Source organism: Ligilactobacillus aviarius (genome assembly GCF_001654615.1).
GTDB lineage: Bacteria > Bacillota > Bacilli > Lactobacillales > Lactobacillaceae > Ligilactobacillus > Ligilactobacillus aviarius_B.
Genome location: NZ_LWUD01000033.1, coordinates 1 through 18644, shown reverse-complemented (window position 1 = coordinate 18644; position 18644 = coordinate 1). Strand labels below are relative to the sequence as shown.

The 18644-nt window shown below is 39.3% G+C and carries 17 protein-coding genes; 6 read left to right on the top strand and 11 right to left on the bottom strand.

Features of this window, described 5'->3' with window-relative positions; genetic code table 11:
• Positions 1–128: 128 nt before the first annotated feature.
• On the bottom strand, positions 129–326 hold the full coding sequence (locus A3O17_RS05585; RefSeq protein WP_064212857.1) for a hypothetical protein: 198 nt from the start codon (positions 324–326) through the stop codon (positions 129–131).
• Between the two features lie 149 nt (positions 327–475).
• On the opposite strand from A3O17_RS05585, the gene A3O17_RS05580 reads away from it, so the two are divergent.
• The 3 genes from A3O17_RS05580 (at position 476) to A3O17_RS05570 (ending at position 4492) form a co-directional block, all read left to right on the top strand.
• The gene (locus tag A3O17_RS05580; protein WP_064212858.1) at positions 476–2647 is read left to right on the top strand and encodes an ATP-dependent Clp protease ATP-binding subunit; all 2172 of its coding nucleotides are present in this window, start codon (positions 476–478) and stop codon (positions 2645–2647) included.
• A gap of 115 nt (positions 2648–2762) precedes the next feature.
• Positions 2763–3038 (top strand): DUF1827 family protein, encoded by a 276-nt coding sequence (locus tag A3O17_RS05575; protein WP_064212859.1) that lies wholly within the window; start codon positions 2763–2765, stop codon positions 3036–3038.
• Positions 3039–3178: 140 nt separating this feature from the next.
• Positions 3179–4492 carry a MucBP domain-containing protein gene (locus tag A3O17_RS05570; protein ID WP_081255494.1) on the top strand — a complete coding sequence of 438 codons (1314 nt, stop codon included), beginning with the start codon at positions 3179–3181 and terminating at the stop codon, positions 4490–4492.
• 78 nt (positions 4493–4570) lie between these two features.
• Here the strand turns inward: A3O17_RS05570 and A3O17_RS05565 are convergent, their stop codons facing one another.
• The 7 genes from A3O17_RS05565 to rlmD all read right to left on the bottom strand — a co-directional run bounded on the left by A3O17_RS05565 (position 4571) and on the right by rlmD (position 12904).
• Complete coding sequence (locus A3O17_RS05565; protein ID WP_064212869.1) at positions 4571–6148, bottom strand: peptide chain release factor 3; 1578 nt, start codon at positions 6146–6148, stop codon at positions 4571–4573.
• Positions 6149–6163: 15 nt separating this feature from the next.
• Entirely contained in the window at positions 6164–7294 is a 1131-nt protein-coding gene (locus A3O17_RS05560) for an ABC transporter ATP-binding protein (RefSeq protein WP_064212860.1), read from the bottom strand.
• Positions 7295–7436: 142 nt separating this feature from the next.
• Positions 7437–8468, bottom strand: a complete 1032-nt coding sequence (locus A3O17_RS05555) for an NAD(P)H-dependent glycerol-3-phosphate dehydrogenase (protein ID WP_064212861.1) — start codon at positions 8466–8468, stop codon at positions 7437–7439.
• Between the two features lie 88 nt (positions 8469–8556).
• Positions 8557–9693, bottom strand: a complete 1137-nt coding sequence (locus tag A3O17_RS05550) for an AI-2E family transporter (protein ID WP_064212862.1) — start codon at positions 9691–9693, stop codon at positions 8557–8559.
• A 77-nt stretch (positions 9694–9770) separates the two neighbouring features.
• A complete protein-coding gene (gene ntdP, locus A3O17_RS05545) occupies positions 9771–10316 on the bottom strand; it encodes a nucleoside tri-diphosphate phosphatase (RefSeq protein ID WP_064212863.1) in 546 nt (181 codons plus the stop codon).
• Positions 10317–10395: 79 nt separating this feature from the next.
• Complete coding sequence (locus tag A3O17_RS05540; protein ID WP_064212864.1) at positions 10396–11574, bottom strand: serine hydrolase domain-containing protein; 1179 nt, start codon at positions 11572–11574, stop codon at positions 10396–10398.
• Entirely contained in the window at positions 11552–12904 is a 1353-nt protein-coding gene (gene rlmD / locus A3O17_RS05535) for a 23S rRNA (uracil(1939)-C(5))-methyltransferase RlmD (protein ID WP_064212865.1), read from the bottom strand. Before rlmD ends, A3O17_RS05540 begins: the two co-directional genes overlap by 23 nt.
• Positions 12905–12988: 84 nt before the next feature.
• Here rlmD and recX point away from each other — a divergent pair, with 84 nt between their 5' ends.
• Positions 12989–13774: a recombination regulator RecX gene (gene recX, locus A3O17_RS05530; protein ID WP_064212866.1), complete on the top strand. Its 786-nt coding sequence runs from the start codon at positions 12989–12991 to the stop codon at positions 13772–13774.
• Positions 13775–13798: 24 nt separating this feature from the next.
• On the opposite strand, the gene A3O17_RS05525 is transcribed toward recX, so the two are convergent.
• The 3 genes from A3O17_RS05525 to map all read right to left on the bottom strand — a co-directional run bounded on the left by A3O17_RS05525 (position 13799) and on the right by map (position 16760).
• Complete coding sequence (locus A3O17_RS05525; RefSeq protein WP_064208429.1) at positions 13799–14704, bottom strand: YihY/virulence factor BrkB family protein; 906 nt, start codon at positions 14702–14704, stop codon at positions 13799–13801.
• Positions 14705–14849: 145 nt separating this feature from the next.
• Complete coding sequence (galU, locus tag A3O17_RS05520; protein WP_057826717.1) at positions 14850–15722, bottom strand: UTP--glucose-1-phosphate uridylyltransferase GalU; 873 nt, start codon at positions 15720–15722, stop codon at positions 14850–14852.
• Between the two features lie 243 nt (positions 15723–15965).
• Positions 15966–16760 carry a type I methionyl aminopeptidase gene (map, locus tag A3O17_RS05515; RefSeq protein ID WP_057826716.1) on the bottom strand — a complete coding sequence of 265 codons (795 nt, stop codon included), beginning with the start codon at positions 16758–16760 and terminating at the stop codon, positions 15966–15968.
• Between the two features lie 162 nt (positions 16761–16922).
• Here map and A3O17_RS05510 point away from each other — a divergent pair, with 162 nt between their 5' ends.
• Both A3O17_RS05510 and A3O17_RS05505 read left to right on the top strand, forming a co-directional pair.
• On the top strand, positions 16923–17375 hold the full coding sequence (locus A3O17_RS05510; protein WP_064212867.1) for a flavodoxin: 453 nt from the start codon (positions 16923–16925) through the stop codon (positions 17373–17375).
• A 10-nt stretch (positions 17376–17385) separates the two neighbouring features.
• Positions 17386–18318: a glycosyltransferase family 2 protein gene (locus tag A3O17_RS05505; protein WP_064212868.1), complete on the top strand. Its 933-nt coding sequence runs from the start codon at positions 17386–17388 to the stop codon at positions 18316–18318.
• The last annotated feature ends 326 nt before the right edge of the window (positions 18319–18644 follow it).

The window sequence follows — 18644 nt, the reverse complement described above, 5'->3', positions numbered from 1 at the left end:
AACAAATTATTTACTTAGTAAAATGCCTTTTCATCTCTACGAACACGTTTTCATAAAGCCGTAATAAAAAAAGGCGTTCCGCATGGATAAATATTAACATGTAATAATTTAAATAGCAAGCGCTTTTTTCAATTATTGGAATGGCTTCCATCATCGAAATGATAGACTGCGCCGCCACCGCGTTTTGCTTCACCAACGATACTCTTTTTATACTGATAATTCATTAACACATGTTGAAATTCCATGAAATGGTCCATTTCAACATCATATTCTTTTAACTTACCGGTCCGTAAATCATCAAGAATTTGCTGATAATCTTCTGCCATTCTTTTCCCTCCAAATTTAACTTTAGTTTAAGTATAGCATGTATTTTTGAGCTCGGGCTTGCACTTTTGATTAAACTTTGTATAATAAAAGTTAATAAAGGTCAAAGTTGGTCAAATGAACTTTGACGAATTAGAAAGGACGTGAGTCAATGCTCTGTCAAAATTGTCATCAAAATCCAGCGACGATCCATTTAACAACTAATATTAATGGACGTCAAACATCGCTTGATCTTTGCCAAAATTGCTATCGGGCCTTAAAGAACCAGGTCAGCGAAGGCGGCAATGGAATGGGCGATCCATTTGGATTTGATTTTAATAATTTCTTTAACTCAATGGCCGGAGCTGCGCCAAATGGTCAACGCCGGCGAGAACAGGTTCCGCCTACCCAAGATGAACGTGGCGGTCAAAATAATAACGGCTCGATCCTTGATCAATATGGAATCGATCTTACCGCTGAAGCCCGTGCTGGACGAATCGATCCGGTTATCGGACGGGATAAAGAAATTAAACGGGTAATTGAAATTTTAAACCGGCGGACGAAAAATAACCCTGTTTTGATTGGTGAAGCTGGGGTTGGTAAAACTGCCGTTGTTGAAGGCCTTGCTCAAAAAATCGTTGACGGTGACGTCCCGCAAAAACTGCTTAATAAAAAGGTCATTCGGCTTGATGTTGTTTCCCTTGTTCAAGGAACCGGTATTCGCGGTCAATTTGAACAACGGATGCAACAGTTAATGCAAGAACTGAAGAAAGCTGAAAATATCATCCTGTTCATCGATGAAATTCATGAAATCGTCGGTGCTGGAAACGCTGAAGGCGGAATGGATGCCGGAAACGTCTTAAAACCTGCCCTTGCACGGGGGGAACTTCAATTAGTTGGTGCAACGACTTTAAATGAATACCGTTCAATTGAAAAGGATGCTGCCCTTGCACGGCGGTTACAACCTGTTCAAGTTAATGAACCAAGTATTAAAGAAGCGTTGGAAATCCTTAAGGGAATCCAATCAAAGTATGAAAGTTATCACCATGTAAAATATACTCCTCAAGCATTAAAAGCAGCCGTTACGTTATCAGACCGTTACATTCAAGACCGGTACCTGCCAGACAAAGCAATCGATCTATTGGATGAAGCCGGATCACGGAAAAACCTAACGCTTGAATCGGTCGATCCAAAATTATTGGAAGAACGAATCAAAAATGCCGAGGAGCAAAAGCAAGCCGCTTTGAAAGAAGAAGATTACGAAAAAGCAGCTTATTATCGCGATCAGGTTAGTCGTTTCGAAAAAATGCAACAGGAAAGTGTTGATGATTCAAACGTTCCAACCGTAACTGAAAAGGATATGGAAAAAATCGTTGAAGAAAAAACTAATATCCCGGTTGGCGAATTGAAGGCCAAGGAAAAGGAACAGCTTAAAAACCTTGCCCAATCCCTTGAAAATCATGTAATCGGGCAAGATGAAGCCGTTGATAAGGTTGCGCGTGCAATTCGCCGGAATCGAATCGGATTCAACAAATCTGGGCGTCCAATCGGTTCATTCTTATTTGTGGGGCCAACCGGGGTTGGTAAAACCGAAACTGCCAAGCAGCTTGCCCGTGAACTTTTTGGAACCGAGGATGCAATGATCCGGTTTGATATGAGTGAATACATGGAAAAGCATTCCGTTTCAAAATTGATTGGTTCGCCTCCTGGATATGTTGGCTATGAGGAAGCTGGTCAGCTTACTGAACAAGTTCGGCGTCATCCATACAGCCTCATTCTGCTTGACGAAGTTGAAAAGGCCCACCCGGATGTCATGCACATGTTCTTACAAATTCTTGATGACGGACGGTTAACCGATTCACAAGGTCGGACCGTTTCATTTAAAGATACGATCATTATCATGACTTCAAATGCCGGAAGCGGTGATTCGGTCGTAAACGTTGGTTTCGGTGCAGATCGTGCTGGAAAATCAAATTCGATCATGAATCGATTAACCAACTACTTTAAACCAGAATTTTTGAACCGGTTTGACGATATTGTTGAATTCAATGCCCTTTCAAAAGATGATTTAATGAAGATCGTTAACCTAATGCTTGATGATGTCAACCAAATGCTTGCTCAACAAGGACTAACGATCCATGTAACTGCTCCGGTCGCCAATAAATTAGTTGAACTTGGGTATGATCCCAAGATGGGTGCCCGGCCACTTCGGCGGGTCATTCAAGAACAAATCGAAGACCGAATTGCAGACTACTATCTCGATCATCCAGATGTAAAGCACTTTGCTGCCAAACTGGAAAATGACGAGATTCATATTACTAAAGCTGAAGACAAAGAAGCATAGTTATTAAAGCGCGAGTAACTCGCGCTTTTTTTATGCTCATAATCATTCATTTTGCATGTCATTTAAAAGCTTTTAAGCTATAATTAAAGAAGAAAGAAATTAGGGAGGGTTTAACATGCAACTTATTGATGTAACCAACAGCTATGCCCAAACAATTCGGCAACAGTTGCTCAAAACATCTGCGCACTTTATTAAAGTCTTTACCCTTGGAAATTCAAAGGTTGTTTACCGCAAAAAACGCGACGTTGCTGAAATTGTGATCTCAAACAAGATTCGGCCGGTTACTGATAAAGAAATCAGTTACGTCGAAGATGAACTTCTTGGACAAGATTCATCAAAGGCAACCATTACAAACGAAGGTAAAATCGTTGAAATTAGTCTTAACAACTAATTATTAAAGAAAGGTTGGAATAAAAATTTCCGACCTTCTTTTATTCTGATTTTCAATAAAATTTTATTAATTAAACGGTTAAAAAAATGAATGAGATACGTTATAATTAATGAGGATAACTATTTTTAGGAGGTGAAATTATGGCATTTAAATTTATGAGTAAGATTCGGCGTTCCTTTAATTCACGGCGGAATGCCCGCAAACAAATGCGTAAACCTTCTTTTGAAAGAAAGACATCAGTTTCACCTGAAAATCATTCAAATTTAAATGATGAAATTAACATTGAATCTTCCATTGAACCTGCTGAAGAGAAACAACCCGTTGAAGCTTCATCAACAAGTTCAAATGAAACTCAAAGCCAGCAAGAAGCGGTTAAATCATCCGATGAACGTGAAAACGAACCGGCTGATACAACTAATCAACTTCCTGAAGAATCCAAGCATGATTTAGCAGTCTCAGCTGAAGAGAAAGCAGCAGAAAAAAAGCATGAATTAGATTCTCACCATTCGGAAGTCAAAAAGGCTTCAACTCGTCCAGACTCAACCATTATTATTATTTATCAGGATGAGAACCGTCGCAGTTTAAGCTCACCTCAAATTATTTCGGGAAAGCGTGGCGAAGCGATCAACTTCAAGTTCAAAGAATTTGAACATTTTGACTTGATTCACATTGATGGGTTCACATCCGTTTTCGTTGAACCATACGGATCAATGACATTAACATACCGGCGGCAAAGCGGTGCCAATATTTGGCTTTTTAGTCAAGATATTGATGACTTGCATATGCTGGGCAAACCGCGGTTTGTTTCTGGAAAGGTTGACGAAAAATATTCCCTGACCCCACCAAACTTTATCGGCTATAGCCTGCTTCGGGCAGAGGGACCTGTAAACGGTAATTTCAATGAACAACAGCAGGTTGTTACTTACTATTACCGGGATGCTTCATGGAAGGAAGTCGACTTTAACGTTAAATACCTGAAAATGCGAGTTTCACAACCTGGTTATGATGCTCCGCATGGAAATGATACTTACATTACCCTTGCAAAAGATACCGTTTGGCAAGTTTTCGAAACGGTTCAATTAACAAGTGGCGAACGGTGGCATTGTTTAGGTGGAAATCTTTGGATTCAAGAAGATTACGATAAGGTCCGCTTCGTTGATTCTCTTCCGCAATACCAAATTGAAGATAACTCAACCAAGCCATTTACCATTGACTTAAACTTCCAAGCAATCATTGACTTCGTTCCAAACAAGAAATTAACCTTATATAACCGTCCATTTGGTGAACCCGTTGATTCAATTGAAGATGGTTCAATCGTTACGATCACCGAACGTGAAGGTGGGCGCGAAATGCAATGGTTCAAGGTTGACGATCGCGGATGGACGATTCGGCAATACCTTGATTTCGATATTGAACATAAGGTTTCACAAGAAAAAGAACGTTTATCTGAATAATTTTGAATTAAAGCGAAACATGAAAGTGTTTCGCTTTTTATAAAAATACCAGTGAGCCAAAAACTCACTGGTATTTTGCTATAGTTTAGCTGTTAATTTAACATCTGGATACTTATCTTCAAACCACCGTTCTGCAAATTCATTTTCGAACAAGAATAACGGTTGATCTTGCCGGTCCTTAACTAACAAGTTTCGTGAACTCGACATCTTTTCATCCAGCTGTTCCGGATCGATCCACCGCGCAATCTTGTGACCCATTGGTGTCATAACAACTTCAGAATTATATTCATTCTTCATCCGGAATTGGAAAACTTCAAATTGCAACTGACCAACTGCACCTAAAATATAATCATTGGTCGTATAACTCCGGTAAAGCTGAACGGCCCCTTCTTGAACCAATTGCTGAATTCCTTTATGGTATGATTTCTGCTTCATCACGTTTTTCGGTGAAACCTTCACAAATAATTCGGGCGTAAACTGAGGCAACTTTTCAAATTGAACTGCCTTTTTCCCGGTATAGATCGTATCCCCGATTTGGAAGTTCCCGGTATCATACAATCCAATAATGTCGCCAGCAACCGCATTTTCAACCGTTTCCCGGCTGTCAGCCATAAACTGGGTTGAATTTGATAACCGGATCTTTTTCCCTGTTCGTTGAAGGAAAACATCCATTCCCCGGTCAAACTCGCCTGAACAAATTCGAACAAACGCAATCCGGTCACGGTGATTTGGATTCATATTTGCCTGAATCTTAAAAATAAATCCGCTAAATTGTTTTTGGATCGGTTCAATTTCGGTTCCATCAACTGTTTTGTGAGCTGACGGTGCGGGAGCATATTTCAAATAGGCATCCAAGAACGTCTTAACTCCAAAATTCGTTAAGGCTGATCCAAAGAAGACGGGCGTTAAATCCCCCGTTGCAATCTTTGCTTCGTCAAATTCATTACCGGCATTCTTTACCAAATCAACTTCTTCTAAGACTTGCTGGTAAATACTTTCCTCTTTCAACGGATGGTCGCCCTTAATTTCACCATTTTCATCTAATTCAAGGAAGTTTTCGCCCTGGTCTTCACGTTGATACAATTCAATGCGATTATTATAAATATCATACAATCCTTTAAGACCCTTCCCCATTCCAATTGGCCAATTCATCGGATAAGCTTCGATTCCAAGCGTATCTTCCAATTCACCAATCAAATCAAGTGGCTCGCGTCCATCGCGGTCAAGCTTATTCATGAACGTAAAAATCGGGATCCCACGCATTTTACAAATTTGGAAAAGTTTCTTCGTTTGCGGTTCGATTCCTTTTGCAGAGTCAATTACCATAACCGCCGAGTCAACGGCCATCAATGTCCGGTATGTATCTTCAGAAAAGTCTTCGTGTCCTGGCGTATCCAAAATATTGATTCGCTTTCCAGCATAATCAAACTGCATTACAGAACTCGTAACGGAAATTCCCCGTTTCTTTTCAATTTCCATCCAGTCAGACTTCGCAAAATTACCCGTCTTCTTTCCCTTAACTGTTCCGGCTTGGCGAACAACGCCCCCAAATAAAAGAAGTTGTTCCGTAATTGTTGTTTTCCCGGCATCTGGGTGAGAAATGATCGCAAATGTCCGGCGTTTTTCAATTTCTTCCTTGAGTTTCTTTTCATCCATCATTTAATTTCCACCTTAAATTTTTCGATTTATGATTTGGCTGTGATCACAAGCATTCTTGGTTGGAAGAACATATTCAACCGCTGCCTGTTTATTCGGTTTCCGAACATGCCGTTTATTGGTTGCCAAGAAATAGCCTGCTCCGAGCAGTAATGCAACCAGCAAAATTAACATTAAAACGACTTTCGGCCATTTCCGCTTAGCCTTTTTCTGGGTTTGTCCCTTATTTACCTGATCCTGATAAACCGGATCAATTCCCTTTTCAACGAAAAATGCTTTCCGCATCCGCGGCTCATCTTTTCGCGTGTAACCATGCCGGAACTGTTCGATCTTAAATTCTTCATAAACACTGTCAATGTTAAAGTCCATTTGCTCTTGCTGTTTTTTAGCAATAAAATCATTTTTCTCTGGGCGTGACAATGCATTATACCAGTCCAAAGAATAATTATATTGTTGAACAACTGATTGCGTTGGTCCAAAATCTTGAACTTCCCCGTATTGAAGCCATAAGGCCCGTTCGCAAAAGCCTTCGATCACGATGCTCTTTGAGTCGGCAATGATAAAGGAAACCCCTTTGTCTTTAAGTTCCTGAACCTTATTTGAAGCCTTCAAATAAAATGGTTGATCTAAAATTCCAAAAACATTATCAAGAAGAACCAAATCTGGTTCAAGGTGCATGGCAATCCCCATTGATAACCGGGCATACTGGGCCGTTGAATATGCTTTAACCGGACAGTATAACCATTCGCCAAGTTCGGTAAAGTTTAAAATGGCGTTGGTAATGTGATCACCTTTAAAATCATCAATTTCTGATTTGGCAATTGCTTTGCGAATATTTTCCAAACCGGTCAATTCCGGATCAAGAATTCCGTTCGTTCCTGCATAAGTGATCCGTGAGTGAGTTGTAATAAAGCCGGTGGTTTGTTCATCTAATCCAGCAATGATCCGCATTAACGTTGACTTTCCCGAACCGTTTGCCCCAACGATTCCAACCGCTTCGCCATCATTAATGTCTAAATTAACTCCGCGCAAAAGCCAAAGATGCTGATCATCATTCTTTTTATTCTTAGCTTTCTTATCTTTTGCCTTCTTATCAGTAATAAGCGGCATTTCCTTTGTAATATATTTAATTTGTAGTTTTCCCATATTTTCACCTAATTATCGCTATTTATCCAAGAATAATACTACAAAATTCTAGTTTTACCGTCAAATTTTGCAAGCCAATTGAATACTAAAAAAGAGACCGCAACTAATGTCACAGTCTCCTCCAATCACTCAACGACTTCATCTAGCATTCGTCGTATTTTTCCATTTCACTCTTCCCTGGACGAGTCATTAATTTTTCAATTTCTTCTGGAATATTAGCATCATTGTAAAGAACATCATACATTGCTTGGCAAATTGGAAGAGTCAAATTCAATTGATTTCCAAGTTCATAAGCGGCCTTGCATGTATTGATTCCTTCAATAACCATTCCCATGTTTTGAATGATATCATCGAGCTTCTTACCTTCACCTAATTGGTTACCGCACCGCCAATTACGAGAATGAACGCTTGTACATGTAACAATCAGGTCACCGACACCGCTTAAGCCCATAAATGTACTTGGATCTGCTCCTAATGCAACTCCTAACCGGCTGATTTCAGCCAATCCACGAGTCATTAAAGCAGCCTTAGCGTCATCACCGTATTTTAAGCCGTGCAAAATTCCGGCTCCAATTGCAATGATGTTCTTGAACGCACCGCCAACTTCAACCCCGATCACATCAGTATTGGTGTAGATCCGTAAGTACTTGTTCATGAAAATCTTTTGGACTGCATGCGCATTATCAAGATTTTCACTTGCAGCTGTAATTAATGTAATGTCCTTATTAGCAACTTCTTCAGCATGACTTGGGCCAGAGAAGACAACCATTCCTGAACGAAATTCTTCAGGGATTTCTTCAGTAATAACCTGTGACAAACGTTTGTGAGTTCCAAGCTCCAACCCTTTACTTGCATGGATCAAAATTGGTTTGATTGAAAGGTCTTTTAAGACTTCCAGCAATTGTTGGGCTACCGGACGAATAACCTTCGTTGGGATTGCAAACAATACAAAGTCTGCTCCTGTAACAGCTTCTTTCAAATCAAGCGTTGTAATTAATTCTTTTGGATATGTATAGTCATGAATATAATGTTCGTTCGTGTGCTTTTCGTTTAATTCCTTTGCTTGTTCTTCGGAATTCGTCCAAAGCATGACTTGATTTCCGTTTTCAACAAGGACGCTGGCTAAAATACTTCCCCATGAACCTGCGCCAAGGACTGCAATTTTTTTTGTCATTTTTTCATCCCATCTTTTTCTATATTAAAATCTAACCTATGCTTAAAGTTATCACAAAACTTCGGAATCAGCAATTAATACAGACTGCCTATTCTTTTGATTGTTCTTTTTCTGGCGTCGTTCTAATTTGACCAATATCGTAAACAAACTTAACGACAACCTTGGTAACGGCATATAACGGAACTCCAAGGATCATCCCTAAAAGGCCCGCAATGTTCCCGGCAACCAACAAAATAATAATGATCGTTAACGGGTGTAAATGAAGTGACTTTCCAATTACGTTTGGATATACCAAATTACCATCAAGCTGTTGAACAACAATGCAGACAACGATTACCCAGAAAACCGTCGGCAGTGATTTGGAAAATGCTAAGAATAACGCTGGCATTAATCCAATATACGGTCCAAGGTACGGAATAATATTGGTAATCCCTGCAAACAATCCGACCAATAATGCATACGGAATTCCCGTCATGCTGTAACCAATTGCTGAAAAGGTTCCAACAAAGAGACATTCGATCATTTGCCCTGAAATATAACGCGATAGCGTTGCGCTCATTTCATGTAAAAGCCGCGCAACCTTGCTTCGATTGTGTTCTGGGAAGAATTTTTCAACTGTTGGAACCAGTTTTTCACCGTCTTTCAACATATAGAACAAAATAAACGGTACCGTCACTAACGTAACCGTAACACTTGTAATCGTTCCAATTACCGATCCTAAACTGGTTGTTAGTGACAAAATAAACTTCTTCAAAATCGAAGTTAATGACCCTTCAAATTTATTCATATAAGAGTGTAGATCGACTTTTTGGAGCCAATCGATATGGCTATTATTAAATAAATTCGTCAGGAACCGTTGCAGCTCGCTTAAATACCCTGGAAGTCCGATCACCAGCGATTTGATCTGTTCGATCAACCGGGGAATAAAGAATGAAATCACTAATCCCAGGACCGAAATTAAAAGTAAGAAAACAACGGCAATTGCTAATGGACGCTTAACTTTGAACTTTTTAATCCTGATTTTCATCAGCATTTTAACCAACGGATTCAGTAAATAAAATAAAAATCCGGCAATTAAAAATGGTGCAAAAAGTGTTTGGAAAAAGGTAAACACTGGGCTAAAAACAAACCGAATTTTGGTAAAAACAAAAATTAAGGATGCTAACAACAACAGTTCAGCTGACCAAAACATCAGCTTCTTTTTCCGTTTTTCGTTTAAAAACATTCAAAACTCCTTTCACATTATCAAAAAAGCCGCGCACCCTTTCCACGCGGCTCAAGTTATAAACGGTATCTACTCTTCTACTGTCGGCGTGATAATTGAAGATAGCGATTATACCAAATCTCAACATATTCCTTTGAAAATGGACCCTTACCGTTATTGATCCAGTCAGCCAAAGTTAACACATTATGTTTGAGAATTTTGTCGATTTCCGGAGAGTAATTCCACTTTTTACTATGATCTTCATATTCATCTACATCAAGCAACCGCTTCTCACCGTTCGGAAAAACCTTAACGTCCAAATCATAGTCAATGTACTTTAAGGCTTCACGGTCCATTACAGAAGGCGATGCCAAGTTGCAGTAATATGAAACTCCATTATCGCGAATCATGGTTACAATGTTAAACCAGTAATGCTTGTGAAAGTAAATCAACGCCGGTTCCCGGGTAACCCATCGCCGACCGTCTGCTTCGGTCACAAGCGTATGGTCATTGCATCCGATAATTGCATTATCACTTGTCTTTAATACCATCGTATCGCGCCATGTTCGATGTAAACTACCGTCGTGCTTATAACTTTTTATCGTAATAAACTCGCCCTCTTTGGGGCCTCGTGAGTGACGCATACTTAGCCTGCTTTCTATAAACACAGGTGTTGATTACACCGATCATCATGAGTATTATACCAAAGTTTAATCAAAATTCCTAAAAAATTTGGGGATCATCAATTAATTGCTTGTAAATCGGGATGTCCAATGAATAATTATTATTTGCTCCATAGTTTGCCGCATTTGATGTAAAAATCACCGCATCTGCCCCATCTTTTGAAATGTCACCGATCGTATCAAAGCCAAATTCTGTTCCATGAAAGTGATATCCGGCATACTGTTGTCCAAGTAATTGCGGAACGGTTTGCCGAATCGAATAAACTCCTGACAAATACGTCGACCGCGTCTTTCCTGGCGAATACAGGGCTGCCGTCTGCCGCGGAGTAAGAATGCTGGAAGTCATAAATGCCCGCAAAGTCTGATAAAGATCACCATTTGACATGTATAAATTGCCTGTTCCCAGCTGTTCATCATAACCGGCCCGTTTTTCTTTAAACGGAACATATGCAGTTGGCTTTTGCAGATTAAAATGATATCCCTGGGCTTGAACTGTCCGGTATTTATTCATATTCTGATAAAAATATGAATACCGGAGGCTAAGCGGTTTGATAATATTTTTCTCAAAGTATTTATAATAGCTCATATGATTTTCACGTTGAATGATTCCAGCTAATAAAACGAAATTGACGGGTTGATAATGCAGCTTGCCAATCAGTTGCGGATTAATTTTAACCTGATTGACCGTGTATTGAAGAAACTGCTTATCATTTGCCGGTTTCTTGATTGGCTGCTGATCCGCGATTCCAGAAGTCATCGTTAATAAATTCCGTAAAGTGATCAAATTGGCCCCTTGAATTTGCGGATAAAACTTGCTGACCGGTGTATCAAGTGAAAAATGTTTTTCAGCTGCCGTTTTCATCAACAGGACCGCCGTCATACTTTTTTGGATTGAAGCAATTTGGTATGTAACCTTTCCCGAATTCATTAACCCCTGAGCCTGGTTGGCATAGCCAAATCCTTGTTGATATACCAAATGGTTATTTTTAACCAACGTCACCGTTCCGATAAAGTGCCGGTTCTTCATCAATTGTGTCAATTCTTTTTCGGTTTTTGTTCCCTGAATGTAATTCACATTTTGGTCAAACGATTCAAGCGGCGGCTGGTAAATATTCATTGCCCGCCCTGAAGAAGTTGCAAGCTGAATTCCACTAATCAGCGCAATTAAAATAATTAACGCCCTAATCAAATTCCGTTTACTTTCTCTTGAACTTAACAATTGCTTCACACCTTGCTGTCTGTGGAAACATATCAATTGATTGAATGTATTCCACATGATAATCATTCGTTAATTTTACTAAGTCGCGTGCCAATGTTGACGGATTGCACGAAACGTAGACAAACTTTTGCGGTTTGAATTGATGGATCGTTTGAATAAGCCGCTCATCAAGTCCCGTTCGCGGAGGATCCACGACTAATGCATCCGGAACAAAGCCTTCCTTTGTCCACTTTGCAAACCATTTATCCGCCGTTCCAACTTCATATGTCGCATTTGAAACACCAGAAAGACGCGCATTCATCCGTGCATCTTGAATTGCCTCTGGAATAATATCCATTCCACGAATTTCCTTTGCATTTTGGCCAACGGATAATCCAATCGTTCCGACCCCACAATAGGCATCAACTAGCGTTTCATGTGGCTGAAGATCGAGTGCTTGCGCAACCTGATCATATAACCGAACCGTCTGCTGCGGGTTCAATTGGAAAAATGCCCGGGCTGATAATTTAAAATGAACATTTCCAAGCTGCTCGTCAAGATAATCGGTTCCTGCCAAATTAAACGTCTCATCACCCCAGATCTGGGACCCGTGACTTCGGTTTACATTTTGCATTATTGAAATGATCTCTGGAAATTGCTGCTGAAGATCATTGATCAATTGATTTTTTTGAGGGAACCGATCACTTGTTGTAATAAAAACGACTTGAATTTGATTAAACGCCTCAGATTCCCGAATCACAACCGTCTTTAATAAACCGCAATGCTGCCGCTCATCATATACCGAAATATTCCACTTTTTGATCAAGGCAACAATTGCGCGCATGACTTTCATCGTTAACGGCTTTTGTGTACTGAAGGTCGGAAGATCTACGAGAAAATGTGAATTAGGGCGATATAAGCCCGCAAGAATCTTCCCGCTCTTTGACTTTCGAATTTGAAATTGTGCTTTATTCCGATAATGGTATGGTTCGTCCATTCCAATCGTTGGGCGAATTTCCATTTGGCGATATCCCTGCGGCTTAAACTTCGCTAATGACTGTCGAATAATATCTTCTTTGAATTTTAACTGGGCCGAATATTGAAGATGTTCAAGTTCAATTCCGCCAACATCATACTTATCCCGGGGTTGAGTTCGAACCGGACTCTTTTTCAAAATCTTAATAAGGCTGGCATTGATATACTTTGCCTGCCCCTTTTCAATTTGGGCCAAAACGTATTCTTCCGGCAATGCTTGCGGAACAAAAACGATTTTGCGTTGAAAATAACCAATGCCTTCACCGTTAATTCCCATTTTTTTGATTTTTAATTTAATAATTCTCTTTTTTTCCATAAAGAACCCCTCTCAGAATATTTCAATTATAGCATTAAACAATTTCAACGTTTATAATGGCAGTAAGAATTGGAGGTTGATAACGTGAAAATTACAGCAATTCAAGCTCAAAAACGAAAAGGGCGTTACAATATTTTCATTGACGGCCAATACCGTTTCCCTGTCAGCGAAGAAGTCCTGATTCAATTTCGCCTGCATAAAGATCAAGAAATCACAAATGATCAAATTCAGGCCATCACGGATGCTGATTCAATTTCAAAAGCTTACAATAAAGCCCTTGATTACCTTTCTTACCAGTTAAGAACTGAAAAGGAAATCATTCAATACCTTCAACAACACGATTTTACTGATTCTCAGATTGAACCTGTTCTTCAACGTTTGCACAGTCAAGGTTATATCAATGATCTTGAGTACGCTAAAAGTTATGTCCGGACAATTGCCAAAACTTCAGATAAAGGGCCAAAAGTCATTACCCAAAAATTACGCCAAAAAGGCGTCCTTGAAAATGATATTGAAACCGCCCTCGAAGAATTTTCCTTTGAAGATCAACTTCAAAATTCAATCAAAATTGCTCAAAAACTTACTCGTAAATATCATCGGGAAGCCTTCAAAGTTAAAATTCAGAAAATCAAAAACGGTCTTTTCACTAAAGGCTTCAGTTCCGAGATTGCAACCGAAGCAATCAATCGGCTTGACCTTGAAAAAGATACAGATCAAGAAAGAGAACAGCTCCGGCTTCAAGGTGCCAAAATCATGCGCCGGTATCAAAGACTGCCTCTTTCCCAACGCAATCAAAAAGTTAAAATGGCCTTATACCGGAAAGGCTTTTCAATGGATGAAATCAACCAGTTTATTGATGAACAAAACTAAAGGATCGGGGATTTTCCCGATCCTTTAGTTTTGTTTTTGGCGGCGTTCATGAATTTTCCGCTGAACTTTCTTTCCAAAACGATGTTCCTTGGGGACAACTCTTCCATAAATTTTCTCTTCCAAAAATGCGTTGACAATTGCACCAAAGAGAATAATTAAATTTGTAAAATTCATCCAGAAAAGTAATACCAGGAACGTTCCAATCGTTCCGTAACTTAAAATTCGATATGCAAAATACTTCACGTAAATCGTAAAGATACCGGTTAACGCCATCCATCCCAATGCCGCAACTAAAGCCCCTGGCCAAACTGATAACCAGTGAACTTTAACATTGGGCAATACAATATAAATCAAACACAAAATTGAAAAGATAATGACAAATGTTACCGACCAGCGATACCGTAAGAAGATCTCCAAATACGATAACGGGAGTTTAAAAATCGGTGTTAAATATTCAAGAACAATTTGACCAAAACTATAGATCACAAACGTCGTCACTAGCAACGCTCCGAAACTCAGCGTGATCAAAATTGATAATACAGTTGTCACAATAAAATCTTGTGAATCTCCCACTCCAAATATTTGATTCATCGACCTTTTTAATGCATTAATGCCGCGACTGCCGGCCCATAAGGTGAAGATCATCGAGAATGAGGCGATTCCCCCTGAACCATGCGTCAAAAACTTCCGGACGATCGGACCTAAAAAATTATATACCGGTTCTGGAAGGGCAACGTTTAAATACGGCATGATCCGTGTCGCATTTAAGTGCATGATCGGTAAAATATTTCCAATAAAAATCACGATTGGCACAATTGTAAGTAAAACATAGTACGTTGCCACAATCGCCATATTGAAGATATCGCCCTGAATCGTCTTTTTCAATGCAGTCTTGGCAAACTCCTTTAAGTTCGCACCAAACTTTTTCATTTTGTAATTCCTTTACTTATTTCAATTAATAAAACGCACATACCCTTATTAAACCACTTTAAATAAGGATTTCCCGTTAAATTATGATTACAAAAAATAAAAAGGTCGGACTCTCGTCACGACCTTTCATAATTAATGTCATGAATTACTTAAGTGTTTTTGCTAATTCCTTGATGTATGCCTTTAAGTCAGCACTTACTTCTGGGTGTTTCAATCCAAATTGAATTGAAGTCTTCAAATAGCCAAACTTGTAACCAACATCATAACGGTTACCCTTAAATTCATGAGCAAATACGCGTTGAATTTGGTTCAACCGGTCAATTGCATCCGTTAATTGGATTTCATTACCAGCACCTGGTTTTTGAGTTTCAAGCATATCAAAAATTTCAGGTGTCAATAAGTAACGACCGATGATTGCTAAGTCAGATGGTGCCTTATCAACATCTGGCTTTTCAACAAATTTATTAACATCAAATAAACCTGGTTTAGTTTCAGTAACCGGGTCAATTACACCGTACTTGTTAACTTCTTCATGCGGAACCTTCATCACAGCTAATGTTGAAGCATGCGTTTCTTCATAGCGGTCAATCAATTGTTTCGTCAACGGAACCTTGTCGTCCATAATATCGTCACCTAACATGACAACAAATGGTTCGTTCCCAACAAAGTCCTTAGCCATCAAAACCGCATCCCCTAAACCACGTGGATGTGATTGACGGATAAAGTACAAGTTAATATCCGTTGTTTGTTGAACAAGTTCGAGTAAATCGTTCTTGCCCTTTGCTTTCAAGTTTTGTTCAAGTTCAGGAACTGAGTCAAAGTGGTCTTCGATTGGCCGCTTACCTTTTCCTGTAACAACTAAAATATCTTCAATTCCTGACTTACGTGCTTCTTCAACGATGTATTGAATTGTAGGTTTGTCAATAATTGGGAACATTTCCTTCGCTAAAGCTTTTGTGGCTGGAAGGAACCGTGTCCCTAATCCGGCTGCAGGAATAACAGCTTTTCTAACTTTCATTGTTATACCCCTATCTAAATTTATTGGTGTATTTATCTAAAAAGATAATCAAATATCTAGTGTAATTATACCAATAAATAATTCTTTGACAAGTAAATTATCGATTTTTGGTAAGGATTTACTTACTTATCTGAGAAAAGTTTAATTTGCACAAAGATTAAATTATTGAACATTTATGATTAAATCAACGCTTTGGCCACTTTGATTTTAAAAGCAAATCCTTACCTTAATGATTATTAGGATTTACTTAAATTTATACAGGTATTTTTCGTCCATTGCTGGATCTTGTGATGTTAAAATCTTTGGGCCGTCTTTCGTAATTACAATTGTATGTTCATATTGGCATGAAAGACCGCCGTCTGCTGTCCGGGCTGTCCAGCCGTTCGGATCATCCATCACTGCCCGCCATGTACCGGTATTGATCATTGGTTCAATGGTAATTGTCATTCCTTCACGAAGGCGCATTCCTTTTCCGGCTTCACCATAATGCGGAACATTCGGTGATTCGTGCATCGTTGGTCCAATTCCATGGCCGATGAATTCCCGGACATCGCCATAGCCGTTTTCGTCTTCTGTATAATGTTGAATTGCAGCCCCGATGTCCCCGATTCGGTTACCGACTTGAGCTTGATCAATTCCAAGGTACAAAGCCTTCTTTGTAACTTCCATTAAGCGTTCAACTTCTGGACTTGGTTTTCCAACAACGTAACTCCAGCATGAATCGCTCATTGCTCCATGATAGTTAACAACCGTATCGATTTTAACTAAATCGCCTTCCTTAAAAATCAAATTTTTCCGTGGAAAAGCATGACAGATTTCATCATTAACACTGACACATGTTGCATACTTATATCCTTCAAATCCAATTTGTTCAGGAATTGCATCATGTTCTTTGAAGTACTTGCGAGCAAATTTTTCAACTTCCCAACTTGATACCCCAGGTTTAACAATGTCACGCAGTCCAACGTGCATTCCAGCTAAAATTGCGCCTGAAACTGCCATTTCTTTAATTTCGCGCGGCGACTTTAATGTAATCATTTAATTATCCTCCATTCCGAATCAAATTATTATTCTTTTCTATTATACCTTAACTTATTACTATTCGGTAAATTCTAATAAACAATTCTCACGTTTACCGCTGATTTTTGATATAATTTGATATAATGAAAAAATATAGGTTTACGGAAAGGAGGCGTTCCATTGGCCAAAGCAGAGATCGTTTTCGCAACGATTACCGGAAATAACGAAGACATTGCTGATATCATTGCTGAAAATCTTGAAGAACAAGGTCTTGATGTTCAAGTTGATGAAATTTCACAGGCAGACGTCAGCGATTTTGAAGATGCTGACCTGTGCATCGTATGTCCTTATACCTACGATGAAGGAAATCTACCAGATGAAGGAATGGATTTCTTCGACGATCTGCAAGAAACTGATTTGTCAGGCAAAATATATGGAGTTGCTGGATCAGGTGATACATTCTACGGCGAATATTATTGCACCGCAGTTGATGAGTTCAGCCGCGTATTAAAAGAAGCCGGTGCAATTCAAGGTGCGCCGGATGTTAAAATCAATCTTTCACCTGACACTGACGAAGACCTTGATACCCTTGATCAATTTACAGATCAATTAGTAGCTAAATTAGAGGAGTAACATAACAATCATGACAAAAAAACTTTCAATCATTGTACCTTGCTATTGCGAGGAAGAATCAATTCCGTTATTCTATGACGCCGTTGAAAAAGTTGCCCCGCAATTACCAAACATTGAACTTGAATACTGGTTTATTGATGATGGCTCATCGGATAATACCCTTGGTGAATTACGGAAACTTCAACAAAAAGATCCGGAACATGTTCACTATGCCTCATTTTCACGGAATTTTGGGAAAGAAGCCGGACTTTACTGCGGATTACAACAAGCAACGGGGGATTATGTTGCGGTAATGGACGTTGATCTGCAAGATCCGCCTGAATTATTACCAAAAATGCTTGGTTATCTTGAATCCGGCGAATACGACTGCGTTGGAACACGGCGGGTCGATCGCAAGGGTGAACCACCGATCCGGTCATTCTTTGCCCACATGTTCTACAAGTTGATCAACAAAATTTCCGACACTGAAATCGTTGATGGCGCCCGTGATTACCGTTTAATGACCCGGCAAATGGTCGATGCAATTCTTTCAATGTCTGAATACAACCGGTTTTCAAAGGGAATCTTCAGTTGGGTCGGTTTTAAGACAAAATACCTGGAATACCAAAACCAGGAACGGGTTGCTGGTAAAACAAGCTGGAACTTTTGGAGTTTATTGAAGTACTCAATCGATGGAATCGTTTCATTCTCTCAAACCCCATTAAACATTGCATCATATGTTGGATTGCTTTCATCAGTTGCATCCGTTATCGGAATTATTTTCGTAATTGTAAGAAAACTTCTATACGGCGGTTCAGCATTCGGATGGGCATCGATGGTATGCATTTTCCTTTTCATTGGCGGAATTCAACTTCTTTGTCTTGGAATCGTCGGTAAATATATCGGTAAGATTTTCATGGAAGTCAAGAATCGTCCGGTATACATTTTGAAAGAGAAAAAATAGTTTTGAAGCATTAAATAACCGTGAGTTCGCTCACGGTTATTTTTTAATCTGCCCGATTCTTTGATTCTTAAAGCTTTTTCGCCCTCTTCTCTTTTTAGATCCCATGCTTTAAAATAAAGCGTAATGGTATTAAGTCAATAATAAATTAATTTGATGTACCACTATGTTTCTTGTTTTTAGGCGCACTCAAATAAGACTAGCCTAAAATCCTAAAAATTTTAGGTTGAGAAGGATATGCGCATTGAATAAAAATTATTTATTCAGTCTCTTTAGCCTCCTTCGGTGGCATATAGAGTTGGTGATTACGTAGTAGCGTATCCACCAAG

Coding starts and splice junctions, on each gene's coding strand:
- A3O17_RS05585 (WP_064212857.1), bottom strand. CDS start 326: ATGGCAGAAGATTATCAGCAAATTCTTGATGATTTACGGACCGGTAAG.
- A3O17_RS05580 (WP_064212858.1), top strand. CDS start 476: ATGCTCTGTCAAAATTGTCATCAAAATCCAGCGACGATCCATTTAACA.
- A3O17_RS05575 (WP_064212859.1), top strand. CDS start 2,763: ATGCAACTTATTGATGTAACCAACAGCTATGCCCAAACAATTCGGCAA.
- A3O17_RS05570 (WP_081255494.1), top strand. CDS start 3,179: ATGGCATTTAAATTTATGAGTAAGATTCGGCGTTCCTTTAATTCACGG.
- A3O17_RS05565 (WP_064212869.1), bottom strand. CDS start 6,148: ATGGATGAAAAGAAACTCAAGGAAGAAATTGAAAAACGCCGGACATTT.
- A3O17_RS05560 (WP_064212860.1), bottom strand. CDS start 7,294: ATGGGAAAACTACAAATTAAATATATTACAAAGGAAATGCCGCTTATT.
- A3O17_RS05555 (WP_064212861.1), bottom strand. CDS start 8,468: ATGACAAAAAAAATTGCAGTCCTTGGCGCAGGTTCATGGGGAAGTATT.
- A3O17_RS05550 (WP_064212862.1), bottom strand. CDS start 9,693: ATGTTTTTAAACGAAAAACGGAAAAAGAAGCTGATGTTTTGGTCAGCT.
- ntdP (WP_064212863.1), bottom strand. CDS start 10,316: ATGCGTCACTCACGAGGCCCCAAAGAGGGCGAGTTTATTACGATAAAA.
- rlmD (WP_064212865.1), bottom strand. CDS start 12,904: ATGGAAAAAAAGAGAATTATTAAATTAAAAATCAAAAAAATGGGAATT.
- A3O17_RS05525 (WP_064208429.1), bottom strand. CDS start 14,704: ATGAAAAAGTTTGGTGCGAACTTAAAGGAGTTTGCCAAGACTGCATTG.
- galU (WP_057826717.1), bottom strand. CDS start 15,722: ATGAAAGTTAGAAAAGCTGTTATTCCTGCAGCCGGATTAGGGACACGG.
- map (WP_057826716.1), bottom strand. CDS start 16,760: ATGATTACATTAAAGTCGCCGCGCGAAATTAAAGAAATGGCAGTTTCA.
- A3O17_RS05505 (WP_064212868.1), top strand. CDS start 17,386: ATGACAAAAAAACTTTCAATCATTGTACCTTGCTATTGCGAGGAAGAA.